This window comes from Amycolatopsis sp. NPDC005232 (assembly GCF_040607795.1).
Taxonomy (GTDB): domain Bacteria; phylum Actinomycetota; class Actinomycetes; order Mycobacteriales; family Pseudonocardiaceae; genus Amycolatopsis.
The window spans coordinates 1-25,463 of sequence record NZ_JBEXHL010000034.1 but is presented as its reverse complement, the minus strand read 5'-3'; the positions used below and the strand labels follow the sequence as shown (position 1 = coordinate 25,463).

Genomic DNA, 25,463 nt, shown 5'->3' with positions numbered 1-25,463 from the left:
GCGAGCGCCCCGCGCTGTTGGGTGAGCACTGTTGGGTGAGCACTGTCATGCGGTCAGTTCGAGAATCCGTTCACGAGCCTGGGCAAGGGATTTCTCCGCCAGGTCCTCCAGTCCGGCCAGCGCGGGGATGTCGCCGACGCGCGTCAGCTCCGCGTGCACGAACGCGAGATTTTCGGGGCTGACGCCCAGGTTCGTGAGGTACGCCCGCAGGTACGGTTCCTGGAAGTCGTACCCCTCGCGCGGCGTACCCGGGCCGTACGCGCCGCCGCGTGCGGTGATCACCACGAACCTGGTGGCCCCCAAGGCGTTCGCGAACACGCCGGGGAACGTCACGCGGTCGATCCACGCCTTCAGCGCGGCGGGCACGGAGAAGTTGTACATCGGCACGCCCAGCAGCACGGTGCCGGCTTCGCGCAGCTCCGTGACCAGCGGTTGGGTCAGCGCCCATTCGCGGCGTTCGGCGTCGTCGGCGGCCAGCGCGGCGATGTCGTCCGGTGGCACGCTCCCCCGGCGTTCGACGCGGCGGCCGAGGCGGGCGTAGGGCTCGCGGATCGGCGGCACGGGGTCGGCGGCCAGGTCGCGGTGGCGCACCTCGCCGTGCCAGTGCCGCACGAACAGCGAGGTCAGCCGCCGTGTCACGGACTCCGCGCCGTCGGCGCTCGAGTCGACGCGCAGCAAGGGCGCTAGCATGTCGGTCATCCGGTTCCTCTCGTCAGGTCCAGCGGGTCGGGCTCACTCACCCACCCCGACGCACCGCGAAGAGGAAAGGTGACCGATGCCCGAAACCCTGGCGGCCCGGTTCGAAGCGGAACGCTCCCGGCTGCGCGCGCTGGCGCGGCGGATGCTCGGCTCGGCGGCCGAAGCCGAGGACGCCGTGCAGGAATCCTGGCTGCGGCTGGCGTCGGCATCCGAGGTCGACAACTTGGCAGCGTGGCTGACCACCGTCGTTTCGCGGATCTGCCTCGACCTGCTGCGCGCGCGGCGGGAGACGCCGTTCGAGCGGCTGCCGGACCGCGGCGTCGCGGGCCCGGAGGAGGACCTCGCGCTCGCCGACGAGGTCGGCCGGGCCCTGCTCGTGGTGCTGGCGACGCTCGCGCCCGCCGAGCGCGTGGCGTTCGTGCTGCACGACTTGTTCTCGGTGCCGTTCGACGCCGTCGGCCCGATCCTGGACCGCTCGCCCGCGACGGCGAAGAAGCTCGCGAGCCGCGCGCGGCTGCGGGTGCGCGGCACTCCTGCGGCCGGGTCCGGGCTCGGCGAGCACCGGAAGGTCGTGGAGGCGTTCCTGGCCGCGGCCCGCGGCGGTGATCTCGCCGCGCTGCTCGAACTGCTGGCACCCGACGTCGTCCGGCACGCCGACGCGGCCGCGTTGCCGCCGGGTGCCGCCGCCGTCCTCCGCGGCGCCGACGCCGTCGCGCGCGGCACCACCGCGTTCGCTGACCGCGCGCGCCTCGCGGAGCCCGCTCTGGTGGACGGCACCGTCGGGCTGGTGCTGGCGCCCTACGGCCGGCTGACGGGCGTGCTCAAGGTGTCGGTGACGGCGGGGCAGGTCGCCGCGTACGAGGTGATCGCGGATCCGGAGCGGCTCGCGAAGGTGGCGGTCGCCGTCCTCCCGTTATCGCACCCGTGATCGCTCAGTCGTCGCACGATGGTGTGACACTTCGAGTCAAAGTGCAACATCGAGGGTGGTGATCATCTACGTTTCAGCCGGATGGTCCACTTCGCTCAGGGGCGTGGACCGCGACACCGGAGGGGACCATGTCCATCACCAGGAAGATCGCCGTGATCGGCGCACTGTCCGCAGTGGCGGCAACCTTGTTCACCGGCACCGCGTCGGCGAAGACCGAAAAGAACTGCACCGCGTCGTTCTGCAACACCACGGACGGAAGCGGCCTGTACGTGAACCAGGTCATCGCGTTGCGGCAACAGCCGATCAAGGCGAAGTACGGGTACTTCCAGGTCTTCGGGCGCGGGTGGAGCCGCGGGCCGACATCCTCGGGCACCACCGCGGCGCAGATCATCCACATCGGACAGCAGGTGGTGAAGAACGAGCTCGTGTGCCTGCGTTTCGTGGCACGCGAGAACGGAAAGTGGAAGGAAATCGGCCCGCCGGCGTGTACCACGGCACCGTTCTGATCGGTGCGCGTTTGCCGGCCACTGCTGTGTGCTGGTCACTGCTCGGTGCTGACCGCTGCCTCACCGGCCGCCGTGTAGGTCGTTATACAGTTCGGTGGCCCTAGGGGAACGGCCACGAGTTCGTGGCGCACACGCGGTGGTCGGCCGGCACGGCGCCCTGGTCGCCGCCGGGGACGTTGTTGAGGCGGGCGACGTAGTCGTCGGCGACGCCGAAGGTCTGCTGCATCATCACGGGCGCCGGCTGGCCGGTGCCGCCGCAGCCGACGTGGGAGTGGCCCAGCGCGTGGCCGACCTCGTGGTTGATCGCGTACTGCCGGTAGGCGGTCATGTTCGCCCCATAGGCCTTCGCGCCGCGGACCCAGCGCGAGAGGTTGATCAGCACGCGGCGCATGCTGCGGCGGAAGCAGGAAGCCTCGTAGGTGATGGAAAACCCGCAGGCGTCGGCGCGGTGCGTGGTGTCGGGGGTGGAGAGGCTGACGCGGAAGTCCGGGTGCGGGTCGCTCGCGTCCACGCGCTGCAGTGCGACCTTGCCGTCAGCGGTCCAGCTCTTCGGGTCGGACAAGATGCCCTGCACGGCGGTGGCGAAGCTGTCGTCGCCGGCGTAGCTCGCCGGGTCGATGCCGTCCTCGACTTCGACGGTGTAGCGGTAGAGGCGACCGGTGCCGATCTTCGGGCCGGAGCCGGGGATCACGTGCCACTTGCCCCGGCCGGCCTGCGTGTACGGGCCGCCGGCGGGCAGGTCGGCGGTGGGGGCGTTGGGATCGGCCGGTTTCGCCGGATTCTCGGGAACGCCCGGCTCGAGGGAGTCCACGGAGGACTCGGACCGGGACTCGGCGCGGGCGTGTCCGGGAGCCGGGGCTTGCTGCTGCGCCGCCGTCGACGGGGCCGACGTCGTCGCCGTGTTGACCAGCACCAGCACGGTGACCACGACCATGACCGGCAGCGCGTAGACGCGCCAGCCGTAGGTGTGCAGGAAGCCCTTCTTCCTCCTCGCGGATCTCCGCTCCGGCAACGGTTTCCACGAGGCACGCAACGGTTCCCGCGCCCGCGTTTCGTCCTGCGCCACGCACTTCCCCAGCTCTCCGGTGACAGTTCCTCCCCGACCGACGGGTGGGGCGCGCGAAAGGTTGAGACCAAGCGGCACGTCACGGGCGGTGACCCCGACTTTCGTCGGTTCCGGACAACGGCCCTGTTGATCATGCTGAAAGCGTGTCTGCGCAGCACCCCGGCTCGTTCGCGGTCACGCTCGACGCCGCGATCGAAGACTCCGGGCTCTCCCTCGACCGGGTCCGCCACCACCTCGCCACCCGAGGCGTGACGCTCTCGCGCTCCGCCCTGTCCTACTGGCGCCGCGGCCGCTCCCGGCCCGAGCGCGAGGCGTCGCTGAACGCCGTGACACAGCTCGAAGCCGTGCTGGAGCTCTCCCCCGGGTCACTCACGTCGCTGCTCGGCCCGCGCGCGCCGCGTGGACGCTGGCTCGGCCACCCGCCCGACCGCGTGGAGCGCCGCCGGTTGTGGCCCGATCTGCGGCCGCTCACGGTGGAGCTCAAACCGCCGCCGGACGGGCAGTTCGCGTTCTGGTCGGTGCACGACCGCGTGGCCATCGACGACGACGGGTGCGAGCGGGCCTTGCACGTGCGGCTCGTCGCGGAGGCCACGATGGACGGCGTCGACCGCATGATGACCTACCACCAGGCCGACGGCCCCCTGCCGGCCGAACCGCGCTACCAGGGCGTGCGGTTCGCGCGCGTCGGGCGCGTGCGGGTGGACCGCGAGACGGGCATGACGGCCGGTGAGCTGCTGCTCGACCGCGTGCTCGCGGCCGGTGAGGTCACGGCCGTCGAGTACGAGATCCTGCTGCCGCCCGGCACGCCGGCGCAGGAGTACGGCCGGCGTTTCACACGGCCGGTGCGCGAGTACGTGTGCCAGGTGCAGTTCGGCCTGCGGCTGCCGCGACGGGTCCGCTCGTTCGAACGCCGCGGCCCCGACGGGCCCCGCCACACCGGCGACCCGCTGCGCGTCGGCACGACCCACGCCGTCACCTTCGCCACCCGCGACGCGCGGCCCGGCATCCACGGCGCGTGCTGGACGTGGTGACGCCAATTCTGTGAACACGAGCCGCCGACCTGCGAATCCTCGGTGCCGGGCACCGGCTGTCCACTTCGGTCTGGAACGCGCGGTCCGCGGCTGGTTACCGTCCGCCACGGCACTCCCCCGATCCCCCGTTCCCCGGAAAGGCACCGCCCATGCGCCGTCTCACCCGGACCCTGACCACTCTCGCCGCCGCGGCCGCGCTCACGGCCACCGGCGCGGCGGCCGCTGTGCCGGCTTCGGCCGCTGTGCCGACAACGCCGACCGCGCCCACGCCGGCCACGGCGACCGCGGCCGAGCGCCCGATGTCGATGGCCGCCCGGCTCGGCACCCTCGCGCCGTCGGCCGAGGTCAACCTCATCGGCGACAACTACCCCGCGAAGTGGCGCAACATCCCGCAGGACTCCGTCGTCGACGACTGGAACATGTACAACCGCGAGTGCGTCTCCTGGGCCGCGTTCACCATCGACCGCCACGGCGAGAGCGCCTCGAACTACGGCGACGCCAAGTACTGGGACGACAACGCCCGCAAGCACGGCTACCGCGTCGACAACACACCCACCCCGGGTGCCATCGCCCAGACCGACGCGGGCCGCTTCGGCCACGTCGCCGTCGTCGACAGCGTCCACGGCTCCACCGTCACGGTCGAGGACTACAACTGGGCCGGCGACGGCCACTACCTCGTCCACGACCTCACCAAGGGCGACTTCCGCTACATCCACTTCTACAACTGAGCGTTCCCCGAACCCTCGGCCGGACGGCGCCTTCCCGCCGTCCGGCCGAATCCACGTCGGACCCCCGGTGAAATCCGGTCCGGTGCTTTCGCCGTCGCCGAAGCGCACCATGAGGCGATGAGCGATCGCGACGAGTTCCTCGCGTGGGTCGAGACCACGTTGCACGACGCGGAGTTCGCGCTGCACAACGGAGACCCGGCGCCCCGGCGTGCGATCTGGTCGCGGGCCGAGCCCGTGAGCGTGCTGGGCGCGTGGCGCAACGCCCACGGCCGGCGCGAGGTCGACGGCCTCTTCACGGCGCTGGGCGAGACCTTCTCCGCCTGCACGGCCTACCGCTTCGAACTACTGGCCTGCGACGTCGTCGGCGACATGGCCTACACCACGGGTTTCGAGCACACCACGGTGTCCGTGAACGGTGAGCCACGCACGTACACCCTGCGGGCGACGCAGGTCTACCGCCGCGAAGACGGAGTGTGGCGCGTGGCCCACCGGCACGGGGACACAGTCACCTGACCGGAAGACCCGGGCGCGGGCTCAGCGCACCTGCGGCCGGTGGCCGCGTTCCTGGTGCGGCACTTCCTGCCCGCCGGCGGGCGCGGCGGGCTTCGGCAGCTGCGCGACCTCGTACTGCGCCAGGGAGTACTGGCCCTGGGTGTCAGGCAGGGTCGGGGCGTGCTTGGTCGCGTCGTGGAAGCGGAAGACCGACGTGAGGTCCCCGGTGGTGCGCCGGCGCCAGTCGGTGATGTTGGGTTCGCGCACGCCGGTGACGTGTTCCAGCAGCTGCAGCTGCGAGGTGTGGTCGAACACCTCCGAGCTCACCCAGCCCCCGGCGGTCCACGGCGAGACGACGATGCACGGCACGCGGTAACCCAGCCCCGTCGGCAAGCCGCCGCCCTTGACCCCGCTGGGTGAGGTGCCGGTGACGAACTCGCCGGGCGTGCCCGGGGGCGGAGTCGGCGGCAGAACGTGGTCGAACAGCCCGTCGTTCTCGTCGTAGGACAGGATGAACACCGTCTTGGCCCAGACCTCCGGGTTGGCGGCGATGGCGTCGATCTTGCCGGCGACGAACGTGGCTCCGGCAGCCGGCAGGTTGGCGGGGTGCTCGTCATACGCGCTGGGCGGCAGCAGCCAGCTGACGGTGGGCAGCTGGTCGTGCAGCGCGTCGTACTCGAACTGGCCCAGCGGTGAGGGCGCGATCGCCTGGTCGTACAGCGGCGTGCCCGGTTTCGCCTCGGCGTACTGCTTGATCGCGCTGAACGGCGGGAGCCCGGTCGCGCCGCCCGGCGAGTGGTAGACCTTCCAGCTGACGCCCGCTTCCGTGAGCCGCTCCGGGTACGTCTTGAAGGTGAAGTGCCCGTCGGGCACCTTCCCCGTCTCCAGCGACGGGCCGCCGAACTCGCCGTCCGCGTCGATGGTGCCGGACAGCCACATCAAGCGGTTGGGCCAGGTCGGGCCGAGCACCGAGCAGTGGTAGGCGTCGCAGATGGTGAACGCGTCCGCGAGCGCGTACTGGAACGGGATGTCCTCGCGCGTGAAGTAGCCCATGGTGTAAGGACCCTTGGTGGCGCCGTCGGCTGCGAGGTGCGCCGGCAGCCAGTTGTCCATCTTCCCGTCGTTCCACGCCTGGTGCTGCACGCCCCATGCGTGGCTCGTGGACGGGATCGCCTGCGCCGCACTGATTTTCGTGTTCAGTCGGTACGGCAGCAGGTAGCCGTCCGGGTGCGTCGGGTCGGGCTGGTGGAACACCGAACGCCCGCCGGGCAGCCGCAGGGCGTGCGGGTCGTCGAACCCGCGCACGCCGGACAGCGTGCCGAAGTAGTGGTCGAAGCTGCGGTTCTCCTGCATCAGCATCACGACGTGCTTGATGTCGCGCAGGTGACCACCGGCCGGAGGCGGGGACGCCAAGGCAGTGCGGACGTTCGGCGGCAGCACTGCCGCGGCGGCGGCCAGCCCACCGGCGGCGGCGGCGCCGAACAGCCTGCGGCGGGTCAAACCGGCTCTGTCGTTCTCCGGGGTCTCGGTCATCGGAATCCTTCCGGCTTCGGGCACGGCGGGGAGCTCCGACAGGCTTTCGGCCGCGGTTGATCCCCGGGTGATCCGGCCGGTGGCGACCGATTGAACTTCGGCTGAACGCCTGCGCCGGCGGGTGATTCGTCCCTTCCCGCCGGCGCAGGCGTTCAGAAAGGACTCGGTCAGTACCCGGCCGCCCGCTTCAGGTACTCGAGCGGCCCACCGACCAGCCCAGCCGGCCACGCCGGTGTCGGTTGACTCGACGATCGCGCGGCGCGTCAGCACGCGGGTCGGTCATCGACAACGTCGTCGGACGACACCCAGGCCGCTACTCCGCCCGCGAAGCAGGCGACTGCTCCGCCGTCACCTCCAGCGGCGCGTCCGGCGCCGGATCGCGGTTGACGATCGCGATGGCGACCGCGCCGACGGCCGCGACCACGGCGAAAAGGTAGAAGCCCCACGGGTAGGCCAGCCCGGCCGTGAGCAGGAAGCCGGTGACGAGCGGGCCGGAGATCGCGCCGAAGCGCCCGATGCCGCTGGCCGCGCCCAGGGCCGTGCCGCGGGCGGCTGCCGGGTACACGCGGGCGACGTAGACGTACACGAGCACCTGCGCGCTGAAGGTGAAGATCCCCGCGAGCAGCACGCCGACGTACACAGTGAAGCCCGGCAGCTTGATGCTCAGCAACGCGAGGAAGACGGCCGCCGCGGCGAACCAGACGATGGTGGAACGGCGGTAGCCCAGGCGGTCGGCGACGCGGCCGCCGATCAGCAGGCCGATCACGGCGCCGACGTTGAGCACCAGCAACAGAGCGAGCGCCGCGCCGAGCTCGTAGCCGGCCTCGCGCATGATCTGCGGCAGCCAGGTGTTGAGGCCGTACACGAGCAGCAGCCCCATGAACGACGTGACCCAGAACGCGATCGTCGCGCGCCCGTAGCCGTGCCGGAACAGGATGCCGATCGGGTTGCGCTCGCGCGGCGGCCGGGCCGCGCGGGTGCCGCGCGCCTTGAGGAACTCGGCCGACTCCGGCAGGAACTTCACCATCAGCGGCACGAGGATCACCGCCGGAGCGGCGCCGATCACGAACATCCACTCCCAGCCATACCGCTCCACCACGAGGATCCCGAGCAACGCGGTGAGCACCGCGCCCACGTGGTAACCGGTCATGAGCACCGTGGTGGAGCTGCCGCCGCGGCCCACGCGGGCGTACTCGGTGATCAGCGCGAGCGCGGTCGGCAGCACGCCGCCGAGGCCGAGCCCGGCGAGGAAGCGCAGCAGCCCGAACAGCCAGGGGCCGTCGACCACCGCGCACAGCAACGTGAACACCGAGAAGCTCGTGACCGTGAGCAGCATCGTGCCGCGGCGGCCGAACAGGTCGCTCACGGGGCCGATGGTGAGCGCGCCCACGGCCACGCCGAGAAGGCCGACCACGGAGATCAGCGAGGCCGAGTTGGGGTCCAGGCCCCAGCTCGGGACTTTGAGCAGCGCGGGCAGCACCACACCCAGCACCACGAGGTCGAACCCTTCGAGCGCCACCGCCGTCCAGCAGAGCGGGGCGACCCAGCGCGCGTACTTGGCCCGGGGGTCGATCGGGGAGGAGACCGTCATGTCATCACCTGCGTCGTCGGAGGGGACTGGGGAACCGGTGCGTCAGAAGGGATAGCGCGGGAGGTCACCGCGCACGGTGACCCATTGGGTCTCGGTGAACGCCTCCAGGTTGGCCCGCGCACCACCGTGGCGGGAGCCCGTGCCCGACTCGCCGACCCCGCCGAACGGCGCGAGCGCCTCGTCGTTCACGGTCTGGTCGTTGATGTGCACGAGTCCGGACGGGATCCGCTCGGCGAGCGCGAGCCCCTTCGAGACGTCCTGGGTCAGGATGCCGAGTGACAGGCCGTATTCGGTACCGCCGGCCAGGCGGACCGCTTCGTCCACTGTGGAGAACGGCACGACCGGGGCCACCGGCCCGAAGATCTCCTGGGCGTACGCCGGCGCGGTCAGCGGGACATCGGTGAGCACCGTCGGGCTGTAGAAGAGGCCCTCGAACGTGCCGCCGGTAGCCAGCTTCGCGCCCGCGTCGACGCTGCTCGTCACGATCTCGTGGATGCGGTCGCGCTGCCCGGCGTCGATGATCGGGCCGACGGCGACGTCGGCCCGCGCCGGGTCGCCCACGGGCAGGCGGGCGGCGTGCTCGGCGAGCGCGGCCGCGTAATCGGCGGCGATTTTCTCCGCCACGAGATGGCGGCTGGTGGCCATGCAGATCTGCCCGGAGTGGTTGGACGAGCCGAACGCGCCGACGGACACTGCCTGCTCGACATCGACGTCGTCGAGCACCAGCAGTGCCGAGTTCCCGCCCAGTTCCAAGTGGACGCGCTTGAGCCGCTCCCCCGCCGCCGCGGCGATCTGCCGGCCCGCGCGCGTGGAGCCGGTGAACGCGATCACCCGCACCAGCGGGTCCTCCACCAAAGCCCCGCCGACGTCGGCCCCGCCCGGCAAGAGGTGGATCAGACCTTCGGGCAGGCCCGCCTCCTCGAAGACCCGGGCCAGCACCACGCCCCCGCACACAGCCGTGCGCGGATCGGGCTTCATGAGCACGGCTTTGCCCAGCGCCAGCGCGGGCGCGATCGCGCGAATCGAGAGGATGATCGGCGCGTTGAACGGCGAGATCACGGCGACGACCCCGGCCGGGACTCGCCGCGCCATCGACAGCCGCGGCTGGTTGGAGCGCAGCAGCTCGCCGTACGGGTGGGCCGCCAGCGCCGCGGCCTCGTGGCACTCCTCGGCCGCGACCGCGCCCGTCTGGAACCGCGCGAACGGCCGCGTGGCCCCGGACTCGCGCACGAGCCACTCATCGATCTCGTCGGCGTGATCTTCGAACAGCCGCGCCGCGTGGCGCAGCACCCGGGCCCGCTGGTCGTAGGGCAGCGCGGCCCACTCCTGCTGTGCGCGCCGCGCGGTTTCGGACGCCTGGGGCACGTCGGCGGCCGACGCCGCGCCGACGCGCGCGAGCACCTGACCCGTCGCCGGTTCCACGGAGTCGTACTCGCCGCCGGACCCGGGCACCCAGCCGCCGGAGAAGATCCTTCCCTGCCAACGGACCCCGCCGAGCAGCGGGCCGGGCGGGGCGCTCACCGCACCACCGCCACGTCGAGCACGAGCGGCCGGGTGGCCCGCGCCAGCGCGGGCAGTACTTCGTCCAAAACGGACTCCAGTTCCTCGTGGGTCTCGACCCGCCGGGAGGGACACCCGAGCGAGCGCGCGAGACCGCTCACGCTGATCTCGTCGAACGCGGGCCACGGCGCGGCACCGGGCGCGGCCGAGCGTTCACCGTGCCGGGCGGCCAGCTCGTCCATGATCGCGTACCGGCCGTTGGCGAGCACCACGACGAGCACGCCCACGCCGTAATGCGCGGCACTCCACAGCGCCTGAATCGCGTACAGCGACGAGCCGTCGCCGACGACCGCGACCACCGGGCGGTCCGGACGCGCCATCCGCACGCCGATCGCCGCGGGCACCGCGAAACCGAGGCCGCCCATGGCGGCGCTGAGAAAACCGAGCGGCGCGCGAGCGGGCACGAGCGCGTGCAGCAATGGCCGGCTCGACGGGGTCTCCTCCACGAGCACCGCGTCGCGCGGAATCCGCCGGGCCAGGGCGGCGAACACGTGCTCCGGTGCCAACCCGTCGACGGGTGGCTCGGGCAGGTCGATCCTGCGTCCCGGCGGTTCGGCGGACGCCGGACGCGCAGGCAGCCGTAACGCGAGCGGACCGCACACGGCGGCGGGCCGCGCGAGCACCGCGAGGTCGGCCGGGCTGCGGTGGGCCTCGTCGGGATCGTCGGTGACCACGGCGATCCGCGTGCCCGGGCCGATCAGCCGGCCGGGCTCGCGCGGGTACTGCCGGAACACCGGCGCGCCCACGGCGAGCACCGCGTCGTGGCCGGCGAGCACCTTGCGCAGCTCCGCGCGGCCCGCGGGCAGGTGCCCGGCGAACCGCGGGTGGTCCTGCGGGAACCCGGCGCGGGCGCCGAACGCCTCCTGCCACACCGGACATTGCAGCCGCTCGGCGAGCGCTTCCAGCGCGTGCCAGGTCTCCGCGTCGTCCGCGCCGGCACCGACCACGAGCACCGGTTTTTCCGCCTCCGCCAAGAACTTCTCGAGCTCGGCGACGACCTCCGGCTCGGCCGCCGTGGTCCGGACCAGCCGCGCCGGCGCCGGCAGCGGTTCGTCGTCGGCGGCCGGTGCGAGCCAGTCGTCCATCGGCACGATCACCAGCGCGGGGCCGCGGTGGTCGCGGGCCTCGTGCCACGCACGGGCCAGCGCGCCCGGCACGTCCTGCGGCCGCGGCGGTTCCCCCACCCACACGGGTGCGGGCGCGGCGACGTCGTCGAGCCGGTGGCCCGCGAGGAACGGCTCCAGCGCGAGGTGGCGGCGGTCCTGCTGCCCGACGAGCACGACCAGCGGCGCCCGATTGACGCGCGCGGTCGCCAGCGCACCCACGGCGTTGCCCAGGCCCGCCGTGGTGTGCAGGATCGCGACCGCCGGCCGGTCCGCGGCGAGCGCCCAGCCCGTGGCCATCCCGACCACCGAGCCCTCGTGCAGCGCCAGCACGAACTCGAAGTCGCTCGGCAGGTCGGTGAGCAGCGTGATCTCGGTCGAGCCGGGGTTGGCGAACAACGTCGTCGCGCCGTAGCGGCGCAGGACGTCGAACGCGGCGTCTCGGACGGTGGCGGGCAAGGAACCTCCCTGGCGTGTGTGGCTCAGGAGTGTCCGGTACGTCCGTCTGTCGCGCCCAGCCCTACTCTCACTGGACGGAAAATTCAGGCCGTCTGGATCGCGCGCGAGACGTTGAGCGCGGCCATCCGGACGACCGGGATCAGCGGCGAGAGGTTCGGCGTGCTGCTGGGCACGACCACGGAGATGGCCGCGATGACCTCGTCGGCGAGCCCGCGCACCGGCGCGGCGACCGACGACGCGCCGTCGGTCATCTCGTCGCGCGAGATGCTGACACCGGAGCGGCGGATCTCGGCGAGCACGCCACGCAGCTGCGCGGGATCGGTGATGGTGCCGCTGGCGCGCCGGTCCAGGCCGGCCGACACCACCTCGTCGACGCACTCGGCGGGCGCGTGCGCGAGCAGCACCTTGCCGGGTCCGGTCGCGTGCAGCGGCAACCGTTTCCCGACGCGCGACGTGACCACCACGTCCGGGTGCGCCTCGAGTTTTTCGAGGTAGAGCGCGCGGCCCTCGTCGAGCACCACGAGGTGCACGACCTCGTGGGTCACCTGCAGCAGGTCCTGCAGGAACGGCAGCGCGACGTCTCGCAACTCCCGCCCGCTCGGCGCCTGTGAGCCGAGCTGCCACAGCCGCAGGCCGACGCGGTAGCGGCCGCGGCCGGTGCGTTCGAGCGCGCCCCAGCCGACGAGCTCCGCGAGCAGCCGGTACACCGTGGCGGGCGCGAACCCGGTGGCTCGCGTGATCTCGCCGTGCGTCTGCTCGGGGCGGCCGTCGAGGAACGAATCCAGGATCGCGAACGCACGGCTGAGCACCGTGCGCCCGGGTTCGGCAGCGTTACCGGCGATCGCGCGCCTCCCTGACCTCGGGGATACCGAGTCGCCCATCATCCGCCCGTGGCGCGGCGGAATCAAGCGGAGGCGACCCGGTCCCCGCGTCAGGAGGCCAGGTTCCACGCCTTTCCGACCTGCGCCGCCGCGCAGACACCCACGGCGAGGAGGTACGCGCCGGCGTGCCCGCACTGGTCGGGGCCGGCGCCGGGAGCGACCGGCTGACCGTGGCCCATACCCGTGATCGAGTAGGTCTCGACCGCGGCGCGGCCCGAGCCGTCGCGGTAGACCGCGTGCGGGAAACCGCCGACAGTGTCCGTTGTGGACGGTGTGGCGGCCACGCCCGCGACGTTCGTCCACTGGTCGGTGAGCTCACGCAGGTTCACCGGCGCGACGGTGAAGTCCGCCGTGCCCTGCCACAGGCTCACCGTGGGCCGCGCGCCGGAAAACGGCGCCGCCGCACGGACTTTCGCACCCCACTGCGCGGGCGTGAGGTTCTTGCCCGGGTACATGCACGAGTACGCGTCGAGCGCCGAAGACGCGCAGCCGTACGGCAGACCGGCCACCACCGCGCCGCCGGCGAACAACTCCGGATACGCGGCGAGCAGCACCGACGTCATCGCCCCGCCCGCCGACAGACCGGTGACGTACACCCGCGACGCGTCGGCACCCGTGTCCGCGACCGCGCGCCGCACCATCTGCGCGATCGACTCGGCTTCCCCCGACCCGCGGGCGGTGTCGGAAGCCTGGAACCAGTTGAAACAGCTCGTGATGTTGTTCGCGGACTGCTGCTGCGGCAGCACCAGGGAGAAGTGCCAGCGGTCGGCCAGCTCGACCCAGCCAGTGCCCTGGCCGTAGCCCGTCGCGTTCTGCGTGCAGCCGTGCAACGCCACCACCACGGGCCGCCCGGCGGGCAGCCCGTCGGGCACGTACTCGTACATCTTCAGCGCGCCGGGGTTCGCCCCGAACCCCGTGACCTCCTTGATCGCCGCCGCCGACGCGAACCCGGGCAGGAGCACCAGCAGAGCCGACACCAGCAGCCCGGTGAGGACCTTCCGCACACCGACCACCTCCTTGTGACCTCGGTGAGCACCGTCACGCTCAGCGTAGGAACGCCGACTCCGCGTTCCCACGGTGCCGACCACCACAACTCGCGCCCGGTTTGTGTGGTCCCGCCGGATACCGCCCGCAGTGGTCCGGACCTACGGTTCCGGCATGCGTACGCGGCGGCTCCCCCTCGTCCTCGCCGGCCTGCTCGCCGGCACCGTCCTCGCGGCCCCGGCGGCGACCGCGGCCCGGTGCGCGCCGGTCCCCGTTCCCGGTGCGGCACACCAGGAACAGGCGTGCCTCGACGACCTGACCACCACCGGCACGCTCGCCACCGGCCACACCGTCCAGGCGGACTGGGCGGGCCTGACCTCGGCGGCGCTGCCCGCGCCGAGTGGCGTGCCCGGCGTTCAGGTCGACGGCTACTTCCCCGACACGTCGACGACCAACACCAACCACGGCTGGAACCACGACGCTCAGTTCGTGCTGCGCCTGCCGGACCACTGGAACGGCGGGCTCGTGGTCTCCGGCTCCCCCGGCACGCGCCGCCAGTACGCCAACGACCGCGCGATCGGCGATCAGGTGCTCGCCGCCGGCTACGCGTTCGCCGCCACGGACAAGGGGAACACCGGCGTGGACTTCTACGCCGACGGACGGCGTCCCGGCGACGCGCTCGCCGAGTGGAACGACCGCGTCACCCAACTGACCGTCGCCGCGAAGCTCGCCGCGGCCCGGCACTACGGCCGCGCACCGGCGCGGACCATCGCGGCCGGGCTGTCCAACGGCGGTTACCTCGTGCGCTGGCAGCTGGAAAACCGGCCGTGGCTCTACGACGGCGGTGTCGACTGGGAGGGCACGCTCTGGACGGCCGACGGACCGAACCTGCTGACGTTCCTGCCCCCGGCATTGCGCGAATACCCGGCCTACGCCGCCGGCGATCCCCAGGCGCACCAAGCGATCCTCGACGCGGGCTTCGCGCCGGGCTCGGAGTTCCTCTGGCCCTACCACGACCAGGTCTACTGGGACCTCACGCAACGCACCTACCGCGCCGAGGTCGATCCCGGCTTCGACGGCACCCTCGCGGCGGGGATCCCGTTCTGCACCAGCGGAACCCCGGCATGCGACGCCGACTACGACTATGCAGCGCGACCGGCCGCGGTGCACCGCGCGGTGGAGCGCGTGGCGCTGACCGGGCGCATCGGCCGTCCGCTGCTGACCCTGCACGGCACGCTCGACAGCCTCCTGCCGATCAGCCGCGACTCCGACGTCTACGACCGGATGGTCGAGCGCGCCGGCCGGGGCGCGCTGCACCGCTACTACCGCATCCAGGACGGCAACCACGTCGACGGGCTGGTCGACACGTTCCCGGACCGGCTCCGGCCGATCGCCCCGTGTTTCCGCACGGCGTTCACCGCGCTCGCGGGCTGGCTGCGCGGGGTGCAGCCGCCGGTCTCGGCGACGGTGGCCCGCCCCGCGGGTGCGACTCCCGCGGAGCTGGCCACCGCCTGCTCACTGTGACCGAGCGTCAGGAACCTCAGGACTCCTTGCGGCGCAAGCCGTACCCGGCCTTCATCAGGAGCAGCAGCACCGTGCCGAGGATCAGCGGCTGCTGCAGGATCAGCTGCACCACCTGCGGCAGCACCTTCATCGTCGCGGGCGGCACGAACAGCCCGCCGATCGCGGTGATGAAGGGGAAGCCCGCGAGCATCAGGTTGTCGCGGGACCAGTGCACCCCCGAGAGCGCGTCGATGGCGCTCGCGAACAGCACTCCGAACAGGACGGTGCCGGCCGCGGCGAGCACGGGCAGGGGCACGGCCTGCAGCAGGTGGTCGAACGGGCCGAGACCGCCCAGCACGAGCAGGATGACCCCGGTCGCCAGCGTCACGTAGCGGGAGCCGACCTTCGTCACCCGCAGCAGGCCGATGTTGTCCGGGTAGGCCAGCGTGGACATGCCGCCGAAGACCGCGCCGACGGTGCTGCCCACGACCTCGCCGAACACGCCCTGCGAGACGCGGTAGCCGGACAGCTCCTGGCCGCCCCAACCGGCGACGATGTCGTAGGTCGCGATGCTCTCCGCGATCGCCGGGAACAGCGTGATGAAAAAGATCAGCACGAGCTCGCCGTCGACCGAGAAGCCGAACGGGAAGATCCGCGGCACCGTGAAGCCCACGTTGTGCACCACGCCCGCGAAATGCGTCGGTTCGAAGATCGCATACACGACCGTCCCGACGATCACCGCGACCAGTACGGCACCGCGGCGCAGGATGGTTCCCTTGGGCAGCAACGTGAGCAGGATGACGACCAGCGCCGTGACCAACCCCGACACGAGGTTCATGCCGGGGAACCCGGGACTGCCAGGGGTGCCCAGCACGTTGGGCAACGCGGTGCTGGTGAGCTGGGTCGCGAGGATCAGCACCAGCACACCGCAGATGATCGGGTCGCGCACGAACTTCGACAGGTACGTGACCAGCCCGTACTTCTTGATCGGGATCGCGAGCACACACCAGATCAGGCCGGCCACGACCATCGAGCCGAACGCGGCGCCCAGCCCGCCCTTGCCGTGGCCCACGGCCAGCAGCGCGGCCAGCGAACCGGCGTACGGGCCCTGCACGATCGGCAGCCGCAGCAGGAACACCGACTGCAGGATCACCACGAGCCCGGACGTCATGAACGTGACGCCGTAGAGGTAGGCGGTGTCGGTGGCCGACAATTTGAACGCGGTGCCGATCAGGGCGGGGAAGATCAGCAGCCCGGCCATGCCGAGGATGTTCTGGACCCCGAGCCCGATCGAGCTCGAGACCTTGACCTTGTCGTCGATCCCGATGTCGAAGATCGGCACGGGTTCGGTTTCGGGAGTGGCAGGAGCCGTGGCGGCGGCGGTGACGGCCATGGGGGAAGCTCCAAGCGATGACGGACGGCTGCGGCGGCCATCGAGCGGGGGGACGGGGAGCGGAGCGTGGATCGGTCGGGCGGTGGCCGGGTCAGGCTTCGGTGGACTTGCGCAGGCGCGCGGCCCACCTTTCGAGGTAACCGGCGAGCACGATGCGGATCAGCACCGACGCCTTCATCGGCGGTGCTTCGTCGAACTGCGGAGCGGGACGCGGCGGGGTCGCCGTAGCGGTCGCGGCGGGCGTGGGAGCGGCCGAACCGTTGACCGCGGCGGCCGGGGCGGGAGCGGGAGCCACGGCCGGGGCTTCTTCCCCGGCTTCGATCCGCTGCCGCACCCGCGAAGCCAGCTCGCCGACCATCCGCCCGGACACGTCGGACATGATGCCCCGGCCGAACTGCGCGAGCTTGCCGGAGATGGTCAGGTCGGTCTCGAGGGAGACGTGCGCTCCCCCTTCGGCCGGCGTCACGCGCATGGTCGCCTTGGCTTTCGCCGTGCCGGCTCCGCGGGTGTCCTTGCCGTCGGCCACCAGCACGGCCACGCGGGCGGCGCCGTCCTTCTCCACGATCTTCGCGACGCCCTGGTAGGCCGCCGTGACCGGGCCGACCTTGATCTTCACCTTGCCGCGGTAGGAGTCGTCGCCCAGGTCCTCCACGAGCTCCGCGCCCGGGAAGCAGGCGGCGACGTTGTGCGCGTCCTGCAGAAAGGTGAAGACCTCGTCCGGGTCGGCGGAGACGTCGAAGGAGTTTTCGATGAGCATCCGGTGCCTTTCAGTCCTGGTCCGCGGCCGCGGCCACGATGGCGTCGACGATGCGCGCCGGGGTGATGGGTGCGCGCGTGATGCGGGCCCGCAGCGGGCGCAGCGCGTCCTCCACAGCGTTGGCGATCGTGGCCGGCGCCGGGATCGTGCCGCCCTCCCCCGCGCCCTTCACCCCGAGCGGGTTGAGCGGGCTGGGGGTCTGGATGTGGAACAGCTCGACCGGCGGCACCTCGGTGGCCGACACGAGCGCGTAGTCGAGGTAGCTCGTGGCCTGCGGCTGGCCTTCGACGTCGTAGACCGGTTCCTCGTACATCGCGTTGCCGATGCCGTGGGCGAAGCCGCCGAGCACCTGACCGTCGACGAGCAGCGGGTTGATCACGTTGCCGCAGTCGTGGCCGATCACGTACTTGACGATCTCGATCTCGCCGGTCTCCGGGTCGACCTCCACGAGCGCGGCGTGCGCGCCGCTGGCGTACGCGGCCCGCTCCGGCGAGAAGTAGCTCGACGTCTCGATACCGGCCTTGATGCCGCGCGGCATCGTGATGCCGTGCTTGCCGATGTTCGCCGTCTGCGCGAGCTGTTGCAGGGAAACGGATTTCTCCAGGTCCCCGCCGAGGCAGGCCTTGTCGCCGACGAAGTCCACTTCGGACGCGTCGCAGCCGAGCAGCACCGACGCGGTGTCGAGCAGCCGCTCGCGCATCTGCTTCGCCGCGTCCATCACGGCCGGCCCGCAGGTGGCCGTGATGCGCGAGGCGAACGTGCCCTGCCCGAACGGGATCCGGGCCGTGTCGCCGGTCTTGACCTCGATGTAGTCCATGTCGAGCCCGATGCCGTCGGCGGCGATCTGCGCGTAGACGGTCTCGTAACCCTGGCCCTGCCCGGCCGCCGCGAGCGTGACGAGGATGCGGCCCTTGTTGGTCAGCCGGATCTTCGCGCCCTCGTACGGGCCGAGACCACAGCCCTCGATGTACACCGACAGGCCGATACCGAGGTAGCGGCCCTCCTGGCGGAGCTTGGCCTGCAGCGCTCGCGCCTCGTCGTAGCCGATGCGCTCGAGAGTGCCTTCCAGCAGCGTCGGGAAGTCGCCGCTGTCGTAGGTGAGCGGGCTGCCGTCGCGGAACATGATGCCGACCTTGTACGGGAACTCGTCGGCCTGGATCAGGTTGCGGCGCCGCACTTCCGCCGGGTCGAGCCCGAGGTGCTCGGCGATCCGGTCGATCATCCGTTCCATCACGAACACCGCCTGCGGGCGGCCCGCGCCGCGCACCGACGACGTCGGCACCATGTTCGTGTAGCACGCGCGCAGCTCGATCGCGATGTTCGGCACGTGGTACGGGCCGGGCACGGTCGAAGTGGTGATCGACGGGACCTGCAGGCCCGCGCAGTACGCGCCCTGGTCGTGCTCGATCACGTCCTTGACCGCCAGCAGCCTGCCGTCGTTGTCGAAACCGACGTCGACGCGGTGGGTCTGCGAGCGCTCCATCATCGAGGTGACCATGTTCTCCTGGCGGTCCTCGACCCACTTCACCGCGCGGCCCAGCTTCATCGCGACCCACGGGATCACGACCTCTTCGCCGTAGAACTGGGCCTTCGGGCCGAACCCGCCACCGACGTCGGCCGGCGCGATCACGCGGATGTCGTCCTCGGCCATCTCGTAGATGACCGAAAGCTGCTGGCGCGCGTAGTGCGGGGCCTGCGTGGTGTCCCAGATGGTGACCTGCCCGGTCGCCGCCTCGAACCGCGCCGCGACGCCGCGGGTCTCCATCGAGTGGCCGCCGCCGCGCATCACGAAGAACTCGTCGGACAGCACGTTCGGCGCCTCGGCGAGCGCCTTGGCCGCGTCACCCGCGCTCTGGCTGAGCAGGACGGCGACGTTGGTCTCGTCGCCGGAGTGGGCCAGCGGGCCGTTCTCCTGCAACGCGACGGCGGTGGACGCGACCGCGGGCAGCACCTCGAAGTCGACCTCGATGAGCTCCATCGCGTCTTCGGCGATGTAGCGCGACTCGGCGATCACCACGGCGAGCGGCTCGCCGACGTAGTGCAGTTCGGCCGGCGGCATCGGCAGGCGCGGGTAGTCGCGCAGCTGCGGGTGCTGCACCTTCGGCGCCAGCGGCTTCTGGATCTCCATCAGGTCGGCGCCGGAGAACACGGCGATCACGCCGGGCAGCGCGAGCGCCTCGGTGGCGTCGAAGGAGAGGATCTTCGCGTGGGCGTGAGGCGAGCGCAGGAACGCGGCCGCGAGCGCGTCGGGCAGGTCGAGGTCGTCGAGGTAACCGCCGTGGCCGGTCAGCAGGCGCTCGTCCTCGCGGCGCTCCAGGCGCCGGCCGATCATCGTGCCTTCGGGGACCAGGGTGTCGCTCATGCCTGGGCGTCCTTTCCGGCAGAGGCTTCCAGTACGGACTTCACGAGGCCGGTGTAGCCGGTGCAGCGGCAGATGTTGCCGGACAGCACCTCGCGGGCCTGCTCCTCGGTCGTCACGCTCTCCTCGCGCAAGGCCGCCGTCACGCTCATCAGGAAACCGGGCGTGCAGAAACCGCACTGCAGCGCGTGATTGCGCTTGAACGCGCACTGCAGCGGCGACAGCTCGCCGTCTTCGGCCAGGCCCTCGACGGTTTCGAGCTGGGCACCGTCGGCCTGCACGGCGAGCATGAGGCACGAGCGCGTGGCGGCGCCGTCGACGATCACCGTGCACGCGCCGCACACGCCGTGCTCGCACCCGAGGTGCGTGCCGGTGAGGCGCAGCTTCTCGCGCAGGAAGTCGGCGAGCGTCATCCGCGGGTCGACGACGGCCTCGTACTCGCGGCCGTTGACCGTGCACCCCACGGTGTGCGTCTCGTCCTGGGTGCGGGTGGGGAACTCCGTCGCGTGGTCACGCACGGGTGGCCTCCAGTTTTCCTCGGATGTCGGCGAGCGCGCGCTTGACCAGCACGCCGGTGAGCCGGCTGCGGTACTCGGCGCTCGCGTGGATGTCCCCCGTCGGGTCGACCTGCGCGCGGGCGGCGGCTTCGGCCTCGGGCAACAGGTCGTCGTTCAGGGACGCGCCGGTGACCAGCGCCTCGACCTCGGTGAGCCGGTGCGGGGTGGGCGCGACGCCGGCCGCGGCGATGCGGCACGCGGTGACCACGCCGGCGGCGTCGACCTCGCACACCGCGGCCACGCCGGCGAGCGCGAAGTCCCCGCGCCGCGTCGCGAACTCGCTGAACGCCGAGAACTGGTTCGCCGGCGGACGCGGCACGCTGACCTGCAGCAGCAGCTCGTCGGGCTCGAGCGAGGTGGTGAGGTGGAAGAGGAAGAACTCCTCCGCCGGCACCTCGCGCACCCCGCGGGACGAAGCGATCGTGAACGTCGCGTCGAGCACCGAGAGCACGCTCGGCAGTTCCGCCGCCGGGTCGGCGTGGGCGAGGCTGCCGCAGATCGTGCCGCGGTTGCGGATCTGCGGGTGTGCCACCTGCTGCAACGCCTCGGTGAGCACCGGCAGCACGGCGGCGGCCTCGGCCGAGCGCTCGACGCGGCGCTGCCGCACGAGCAGCGGGATCGTGATGCGCGTGTCGCCGAACGTCGGCTCGGCGTACTCGGCGCCGACGCGGTTCACGTCGACCAGGTGCTCGAAGCGCGCCAGGCGGAAGTTGAGCATCGGCATCAGGCTCTGGCCGCCGGCCAGGATCTTGGCGTCGTCGCCGTAGACCTGCAGCGTCGCGAGCGCCTCGTCGAGGCTGCGTGGCGAGTGGTAAGTGAACCTGCCGGGTTTCATGCGGTCTCCGTGCCGGTCTTGCCGGTCTTGAGGTGCGCCCGCACGCGCTCGGCGAGCGCGGGCCGTTCGATCAGGGACATGTGCCGCAGGCCGGTCTGGACCTCCAGCGCGGCGCCGGGGATACCCTCGGCCAGTGCGGCCGCCATCTCCGGCGGCGTCGCGTAGTCGTGCTCCCCGACGAGCACGAGCGTGCTCGCGGTGACCGACGGAAGCAGCGAGCGGGAGTCCATCTCGCCCATCGCGATCGACGCCGCGGCGTGCGCCTCGCTGTTGGTGCGCAGGAAGATCTTCACGATCCGGTCGGCCTCGTTCGGGTTCGCCTCGCGGAACTCCGGGGAGAACCAGCGGTCCAGCTGGAACGCGACCTGCTTCGAGCGCGGCACGGACACGGCCTTCTCCGCGCGCTCGGCCCAGACCTGCGGCGCGCCGTCGCCGTAGTACGCCGTGGTGTCGGCGAGCACGAGCGAACGCACGCGGCCCGGGAAGCGGCCGGCGAAGTTCACGCCGACGCTGCCGCCCATCGACAGGCCCAGCAGCGACACGCTCTCGAGCCCGAGCGAGTCGAGCGCGGCGCCGAGGTCGTCGGCCAGGTCGGCGATCGAGAACGGCTTGCCGTCCCACGAGGACTCGCCGTGGCCGCGCAGGTCGAACGCGAACACCTGGAACTCGTCGGCGAGCGCTTCGGCCAGCGGCGTCCACAGCTCGCCGGAGGTGGCGAGCGGGTGCAGCAGCACCACGGGCTCGCCCGCGCCCCAGCGGCGGACCGCCAGCGGACCCGCGGTCGAGGTGGACGGGATCATGCGGGCCTCCGGAAGATCTTCTCGGCGTTGGTGCGCAGGATCGCCTCGGTGTCGCTTTCGGACAGTCCGGCGTCCAGCACGGTGTGCACGGGGCGCGGGTCGCCCAGCGCGAACGGGTAGTCGCTTCCCAGCACCACGTGGTCGGAGCCGACGAGCCCGGTGAGGAAGCGGATGGCGGGCGCGGACAACGCGACGGTGTCGTAGACGAAGTCGCGCAGGTAGTCCGACGGCTTCTCCCGCTCGAGCTCCCCCGCGAACGCCTCCTTCGTGCGGTAGCCGCCGTCGAGCCGGCTCGCCTGGTACGGCAGGAACCCGCCGCCGTGCACGAGGATCACCTTGAGGCCGGGGTGGCGGTCGAGCAGGCCGTGGAGGATCAGCTCGGTCACGGCGACGGTGTTGTCGATCAGCCGGCCGTGGACGTTGCCCATGGTGCCGAGCGTGGCGAGCTCACCCGAGGGCCCGTACGTGGGCGGGTGCAGCACCACCGGGATCTCCTCGCGCGCGGCGACCGTCCACAGTGGCTCGAAGTTCTCCTCGTGCGGCGCCGAACCGGTGAGCGGGTCGGTGCTCAGCATGACGCCGGTGAACTCGGGGCGCTTCCACGCCTCCAGCAGGTCGGCGGCGGCCTGCTCGCCGTCGTCGGTGGCCACGGACGCCAGCGCGGTCGTACCGCCGCCGAGCTCGGCCACGGACTCGGCCATCGCGTCGTTGACCGTGCGGGCCCAGTCGCGCGCGGCGGGCGGCTCCAGGAACGCCGACTGGATGTCCATCCACGGCGAGATGACCTGGGTCGCCACACCCGTCTGCGCGCGCCAGCCGGCCCGCGGGCCGGTCTCGTTCATCCGCGCGCCGATCGGGCGGGTCTCGCCCATGCCGGGCACGTCGACGACCCAGCCCTTCTCCGTGCGCCGGGCGCTGAAGCCGCACGCGGGCGCCTTCTCGAGCGCCGCGAGCAGCGACGGCGGGACGATGTGCGCGTGCGTGTCGAGAACCGGGTAGGGGACGATCTCGTCGCTGTCCGTCCGACTCACCTCTCAGTGCCGAAGACCACGTGTGGGAAAACTCGCTGGTCCTCGACGCTAGGTGCCCAGGACAGGGGCAACCAGCGCGCTTTGCTGTCGGCCCCGGTAAGCAGTTCTTACAGCGGCCCCCTCGCGCGGGCGGGGCCCGGCGTGATGCGATGACCCGAGCCCGGCACCACAACCGGGTGACAGCGAAAGGCAGGTACCCGTTGACGGAGACAGGACTTCCGCGGCGCAACGTCGTCGTGGCCATTACCGGGGCGAGCGGTGCGTGTTACGGCGTGCGCATTCTGCAACTGCTCCGCGAGCGTCCGGACTTCTCGACGCACCTCATCCTGTCGAAGGCCGGGATCGTGACGCTGCGCCACGAGTGCGACCTGTCCGCCGAGGACGTGCGCGAGCTGGCCGACGTCACGCACCGGCCCGGCGAGATCGGCGCGACCATCGCGTCGGGCTCGTTCCCCGTGGAGGCCATGGTGGTGGCCCCGTGCTCCATCAAGACGCTCTCGGCCATCGCCACCGGTTACACCGACGACCTCGTCGCCCGCGCCGCCGACGTGTGCCTCAAGGAGGGCCGGCCGCTGCTGCTCATGGTGCGCGAGACGCCGCTGCACCTCGGGCACCTCAAGTCGATGACCGCGGCGGCCGAAGCGGGCGCCATCATCGCGCCCCCGGTCCCGGCCTTCTATTCTCGACCCGAGACGATCGACGACCTGGTGGACTTCACCGCTCGCCGCGCGCTCTCCCGGGTGGGCCTGTGGGAGCTCGCTCCCCCGGCGTGGGACGGTGACGTGACCAGACGCAAAGACGCTCTCACCCACGGTGGCTGACGGCGGGACCGCGCGAGCGGTCGGGAAAGGACTCGGGTGCTCGAAGCTCGGCGACTGCAGATCTTCTCGGCGGTGGCCGAACGCGGCTCGTTCACCGCGGCGGCCGAAGCCCTGTTCATGACCCATTCCGCCGTGTCGCAGCAGATGGCGCTGCTGGAGCGGCAGCTGGGCGTGCCGCTCATGATCCGCGGCCCCCGCGGCATCGAGCTCACCGACTCCGGGCGCATCCTCGCCGAGCGCAGCACGGGCCTGCTCGGCACGATCGCGAACATCGAGCAGGAGATGCAGGACCTCAAGGCGCAGCAGTCGTACGTGCGCCTCGGCGCGTTCCCCACCGCCGGCGCGGACCTCATCCCGCGCGTGGTGCGGACGTACCAGGAGCGCTACCCGGACACGAAGATCGTGCTGCGCTCGGCCCACGCCTCCGACATGCCCGCGAACCTGCGCGACGGCTCGATCCACCTGGGCCTGGCCTGGGACTACGACTTCGACCCGCGCTCGGTGCCCGCCGACATCGAGTGGATCCACCTGGCCGACGACCCGCTGTGCGTGCTCGTGCCGGTGGACCACCCCGTGGCCGGTGAGTCCGAAGTGGAGCTGCGCGAGCTCGCGGGCGAGAGCTGGGTGGTGCGCAGCCACCGGCCGCCGTACGACGAGGCGTTCACGACGCTGTGCCGGCTCGCCGGGTTCGAACCGGACATCGGCTTCGCCACCGAGGACTACCTGTCGGCGCAGGGCCTGGTGGCGGCGGGCGTCGGCATCAGCGCGGCGCCGCGGCTCGCGCTGGTGGCGCTGCGGCCCGACGTCGTCGCCGTGGACATCGCCGGTCCCGCGCCGCGCCGGCGCATCGCGGCCGTCCGGCTGCTCAACGCGAGCCACCCCCCGGCCGCACAGCAGATGCTCGACGTCCTGCGCGCGGCCACGACCCCCGAGGAGACCCCGTGACCGTGCCGGACGAAACCGGCGAACGGCCCGGCACCGACGTCCTGCGCCGCATCCTGCGGGACGGGCGCACCGAGATCTCGCTCGTGGACCGCATCGTCGAGGACCTCGCGGTGCAGATCATCGACGGCCGCCTGCCGCCGGGCGCCGACGTGAACTCCGTCGAGCTCGCCCGCCGCTACACCAGCAGCCGCACGCCCGTGCGCGAAGCGCTGCTGACTCTGCAGCGCGAAGGCCTCGTGGACATCCCGGCCCGCCGGCGCCCGCGCGTGGCTCCGGTGACGCTGAGCCAGGCGCGCGAGATGTACGAGATCCGCGCGAGCCTGCACGGCCTGGTCAGCGAGCTGATCGTGCGCAACGCCCCCGACAGCGCGCTCGACGTGCTGGAAAACTGGCAGGCCCACCTGCGCGAGGACGCCGAACACGGCGACGTGGACTCCTACTTCTGGCACAACGTCACCTTCCGCCAGGCCGAGGCGGAGGTCGCGGGCAACCACCAGCTCACCCGCCTGCTCGGCTCACTGGGCCTGCGCACGCTCCAGCTGCGCCACGTGAGCCTGTCACTGCCCGGCCGCCTCACGCGCTCCGTGGACGACCACGAGCGGCTCCTGGAGGCCTACCGCGACCGCGACGCCCCGCTGGCCGTGGCGCTGACGAAGTCCATCATCGCGGCCGGGCTGCAGGCGATAGAGGAGTCCGGCTGGTCGGGCCTGCAGGTCGAGCGCTCCCCCGGCCCGCCCGACGCCTGACTCGACCTGCCTCACAGCGTCCCCGGCCAGCGAAACAACCCCAATGTGGCGTGGGGGGGGGGGGAGCGACCCCAACGCCCCAAGGGGGGGGTGTTACGACGCCCATCCCCCAGTGGGGGGGTGGACCCGGGCCCCCGGCCCCAGGTTGGGGTCCC

Annotated in this window: 24 protein-coding genes; 9 read left to right on the top strand and 15 right to left on the bottom strand. The window is 71.9% G+C overall.

From position 1 onward, the window contains the following. Nucleotides 1-45: 45 nt before the first annotated feature. Entirely contained in the window at nt 46-699 is a 654-nt protein-coding gene (locus ABZU76_RS41115) for an NAD(P)H-dependent oxidoreductase (protein ID WP_354880537.1), read from the bottom strand. Nucleotides 700-775: 76 nt separating this feature from the next. Between ABZU76_RS41115 and ABZU76_RS41110 the strand changes: the two genes are divergently transcribed. Next, entirely contained in the window at nt 776-1,627 is an 852-nt protein-coding gene (locus tag ABZU76_RS41110; RefSeq protein ID WP_354880534.1) for a sigma-70 family RNA polymerase sigma factor, read from the top strand. A gap of 128 nt (nt 1,628-1,755) precedes the next feature. Then, nucleotides 1,756-2,133 (top strand): hypothetical protein, encoded by a 378-nt coding sequence (locus ABZU76_RS41105; protein WP_220241150.1) that lies wholly within the window; start codon nt 1,756-1,758, stop codon nt 2,131-2,133. Between the two features lie 100 nt (nt 2,134-2,233). Here the strand turns inward: ABZU76_RS41105 and ABZU76_RS41100 are convergent, their stop codons facing one another. Then, complete coding sequence (locus ABZU76_RS41100; protein WP_354880530.1) at nt 2,234-3,199, bottom strand: DUF3152 domain-containing protein; 966 nt, start codon at nt 3,197-3,199, stop codon at nt 2,234-2,236. A gap of 143 nt (nt 3,200-3,342) precedes the next feature. Between ABZU76_RS41100 and ABZU76_RS41095 the strand changes: the two genes are divergently transcribed. From ABZU76_RS41095 to ABZU76_RS41085, 3 genes are all read left to right on the top strand, one after another. Further along, on the top strand, nt 3,343-4,230 hold the full coding sequence (locus tag ABZU76_RS41095; protein ID WP_354880527.1) for an XRE family transcriptional regulator: 888 nt from the start codon (nt 3,343-3,345) through the stop codon (nt 4,228-4,230). Between the two features lie 149 nt (nt 4,231-4,379). Beyond that, nucleotides 4,380-4,958 carry a CHAP domain-containing protein gene (locus ABZU76_RS41090; RefSeq protein WP_354880524.1) on the top strand — a complete coding sequence of 193 codons (579 nt, stop codon included), beginning with the start codon at nt 4,380-4,382 and terminating at the stop codon, nt 4,956-4,958. A gap of 117 nt (nt 4,959-5,075) precedes the next feature. Then, nucleotides 5,076-5,471 (top strand): nuclear transport factor 2 family protein, encoded by a 396-nt coding sequence (locus tag ABZU76_RS41085; RefSeq protein ID WP_354880521.1) that lies wholly within the window; start codon nt 5,076-5,078, stop codon nt 5,469-5,471. A gap of 21 nt (nt 5,472-5,492) precedes the next feature. Here the strand turns inward: ABZU76_RS41085 and ABZU76_RS41080 are convergent, their stop codons facing one another. From ABZU76_RS41080 to ABZU76_RS41055, 6 genes are all read right to left on the bottom strand, one after another. Further along, on the bottom strand, nt 5,493-6,983 hold the full coding sequence (locus ABZU76_RS41080; RefSeq protein ID WP_354880518.1) for an alkaline phosphatase family protein: 1,491 nt from the start codon (nt 6,981-6,983) through the stop codon (nt 5,493-5,495). Nucleotides 6,984-7,296: 313 nt separating this feature from the next. Beyond that, nucleotides 7,297-8,574, bottom strand: a complete 1,278-nt coding sequence (locus ABZU76_RS41075) for an aromatic acid/H+ symport family MFS transporter (protein WP_354880515.1) — start codon at nt 8,572-8,574, stop codon at nt 7,297-7,299. A 42-nt stretch (nt 8,575-8,616) separates the two neighbouring features. Beyond that, nucleotides 8,617-10,095 carry an aldehyde dehydrogenase family protein gene (locus tag ABZU76_RS41070; protein WP_354880512.1) on the bottom strand — a complete coding sequence of 493 codons (1,479 nt, stop codon included), beginning with the start codon at nt 10,093-10,095 and terminating at the stop codon, nt 8,617-8,619. Next, a complete protein-coding gene (locus tag ABZU76_RS41065) occupies nt 10,092-11,696 on the bottom strand; it encodes a thiamine pyrophosphate-dependent enzyme (RefSeq protein ID WP_354880509.1) in 1,605 nt (534 codons plus the stop codon). Before ABZU76_RS41065 ends, ABZU76_RS41070 begins: the two co-directional genes overlap by 4 nt. Nucleotides 11,697-11,779: 83 nt before the next feature. Beyond that, nucleotides 11,780-12,505, bottom strand: a complete 726-nt coding sequence (locus ABZU76_RS41060; RefSeq protein WP_354880506.1) for an IclR family transcriptional regulator — start codon at nt 12,503-12,505, stop codon at nt 11,780-11,782. Nucleotides 12,506-12,627: 122 nt separating this feature from the next. Then, complete coding sequence (locus tag ABZU76_RS41055; protein ID WP_354880503.1) at nt 12,628-13,581, bottom strand: PHB depolymerase family esterase; 954 nt, start codon at nt 13,579-13,581, stop codon at nt 12,628-12,630. A 154-nt stretch (nt 13,582-13,735) separates the two neighbouring features. On the opposite strand from ABZU76_RS41055, the gene ABZU76_RS41050 reads away from it, so the two are divergent. Further along, the gene (locus tag ABZU76_RS41050; RefSeq protein ID WP_354880501.1) at nt 13,736-15,085 is read left to right on the top strand and encodes a tannase/feruloyl esterase family alpha/beta hydrolase; all 1,350 of its coding nucleotides are present in this window, start codon (nt 13,736-13,738) and stop codon (nt 15,083-15,085) included. Between the two features lie 16 nt (nt 15,086-15,101). On the opposite strand, the gene ABZU76_RS41045 is transcribed toward ABZU76_RS41050, so the two are convergent. The 7 genes from ABZU76_RS41045 to ABZU76_RS41015 form a co-directional block, all read right to left on the bottom strand. After that, on the bottom strand, nt 15,102-16,457 hold the full coding sequence (locus ABZU76_RS41045) for a solute carrier family 23 protein (protein ID WP_354880498.1): 1,356 nt from the start codon (nt 16,455-16,457) through the stop codon (nt 15,102-15,104). Between the two features lie 91 nt (nt 16,458-16,548). Then, nucleotides 16,549-17,214 (bottom strand): SRPBCC family protein, encoded by a 666-nt coding sequence (locus ABZU76_RS41040; RefSeq protein ID WP_354880495.1) that lies wholly within the window; start codon nt 17,212-17,214, stop codon nt 16,549-16,551. Nucleotides 17,215-17,224: 10 nt separating this feature from the next. Further along, nucleotides 17,225-19,576, bottom strand: a complete 2,352-nt coding sequence (locus ABZU76_RS41035; protein WP_354880493.1) for a xanthine dehydrogenase family protein molybdopterin-binding subunit — start codon at nt 19,574-19,576, stop codon at nt 17,225-17,227. After that, nucleotides 19,573-20,037: a (2Fe-2S)-binding protein gene (locus ABZU76_RS41030; RefSeq protein WP_255638853.1), complete on the bottom strand. Its 465-nt coding sequence runs from the start codon at nt 20,035-20,037 to the stop codon at nt 19,573-19,575. The genes ABZU76_RS41035 and ABZU76_RS41030 overlap by 4 nt, the downstream gene beginning before the upstream one ends. A gap of 46 nt (nt 20,038-20,083) precedes the next feature. Continuing rightward, entirely contained in the window at nt 20,084-20,965 is an 882-nt protein-coding gene (locus ABZU76_RS41025) for a xanthine dehydrogenase family protein subunit M (RefSeq protein WP_354880490.1), read from the bottom strand. Then, complete coding sequence (locus tag ABZU76_RS41020; protein WP_354880487.1) at nt 20,962-21,765, bottom strand: alpha/beta fold hydrolase; 804 nt, start codon at nt 21,763-21,765, stop codon at nt 20,962-20,964. The genes ABZU76_RS41025 and ABZU76_RS41020 overlap by 4 nt, the downstream gene beginning before the upstream one ends. Further along, nucleotides 21,762-22,796 carry an amidohydrolase family protein gene (locus ABZU76_RS41015; protein ID WP_220241173.1) on the bottom strand — a complete coding sequence of 345 codons (1,035 nt, stop codon included), beginning with the start codon at nt 22,794-22,796 and terminating at the stop codon, nt 21,762-21,764. The genes ABZU76_RS41020 and ABZU76_RS41015 overlap by 4 nt, the downstream gene beginning before the upstream one ends. A 200-nt stretch (nt 22,797-22,996) precedes the next feature. Between ABZU76_RS41015 and ABZU76_RS41010 the strand changes: the two genes are divergently transcribed. Genes ABZU76_RS41010 through ABZU76_RS41000 form a run of 3 tightly spaced genes read left to right on the top strand, consistent with a single transcriptional unit; the run spans nt 22,997 to nt 25,308 of the window. Then, nucleotides 22,997-23,617: a UbiX family flavin prenyltransferase gene (locus ABZU76_RS41010; protein WP_255638063.1), complete on the top strand. Its 621-nt coding sequence runs from the start codon at nt 22,997-22,999 to the stop codon at nt 23,615-23,617. A gap of 36 nt (nt 23,618-23,653) precedes the next feature. Next, a complete protein-coding gene (locus ABZU76_RS41005; RefSeq protein WP_220241177.1) occupies nt 23,654-24,562 on the top strand; it encodes a LysR family transcriptional regulator in 909 nt (302 codons plus the stop codon). Next, nucleotides 24,559-25,308 (top strand): GntR family transcriptional regulator, encoded by a 750-nt coding sequence (locus ABZU76_RS41000; RefSeq protein WP_354880482.1) that lies wholly within the window; start codon nt 24,559-24,561, stop codon nt 25,306-25,308. The genes ABZU76_RS41005 and ABZU76_RS41000 overlap by 4 nt, the downstream gene beginning before the upstream one ends. The last annotated feature ends 155 nt before the right edge of the window (nt 25,309-25,463 follow it).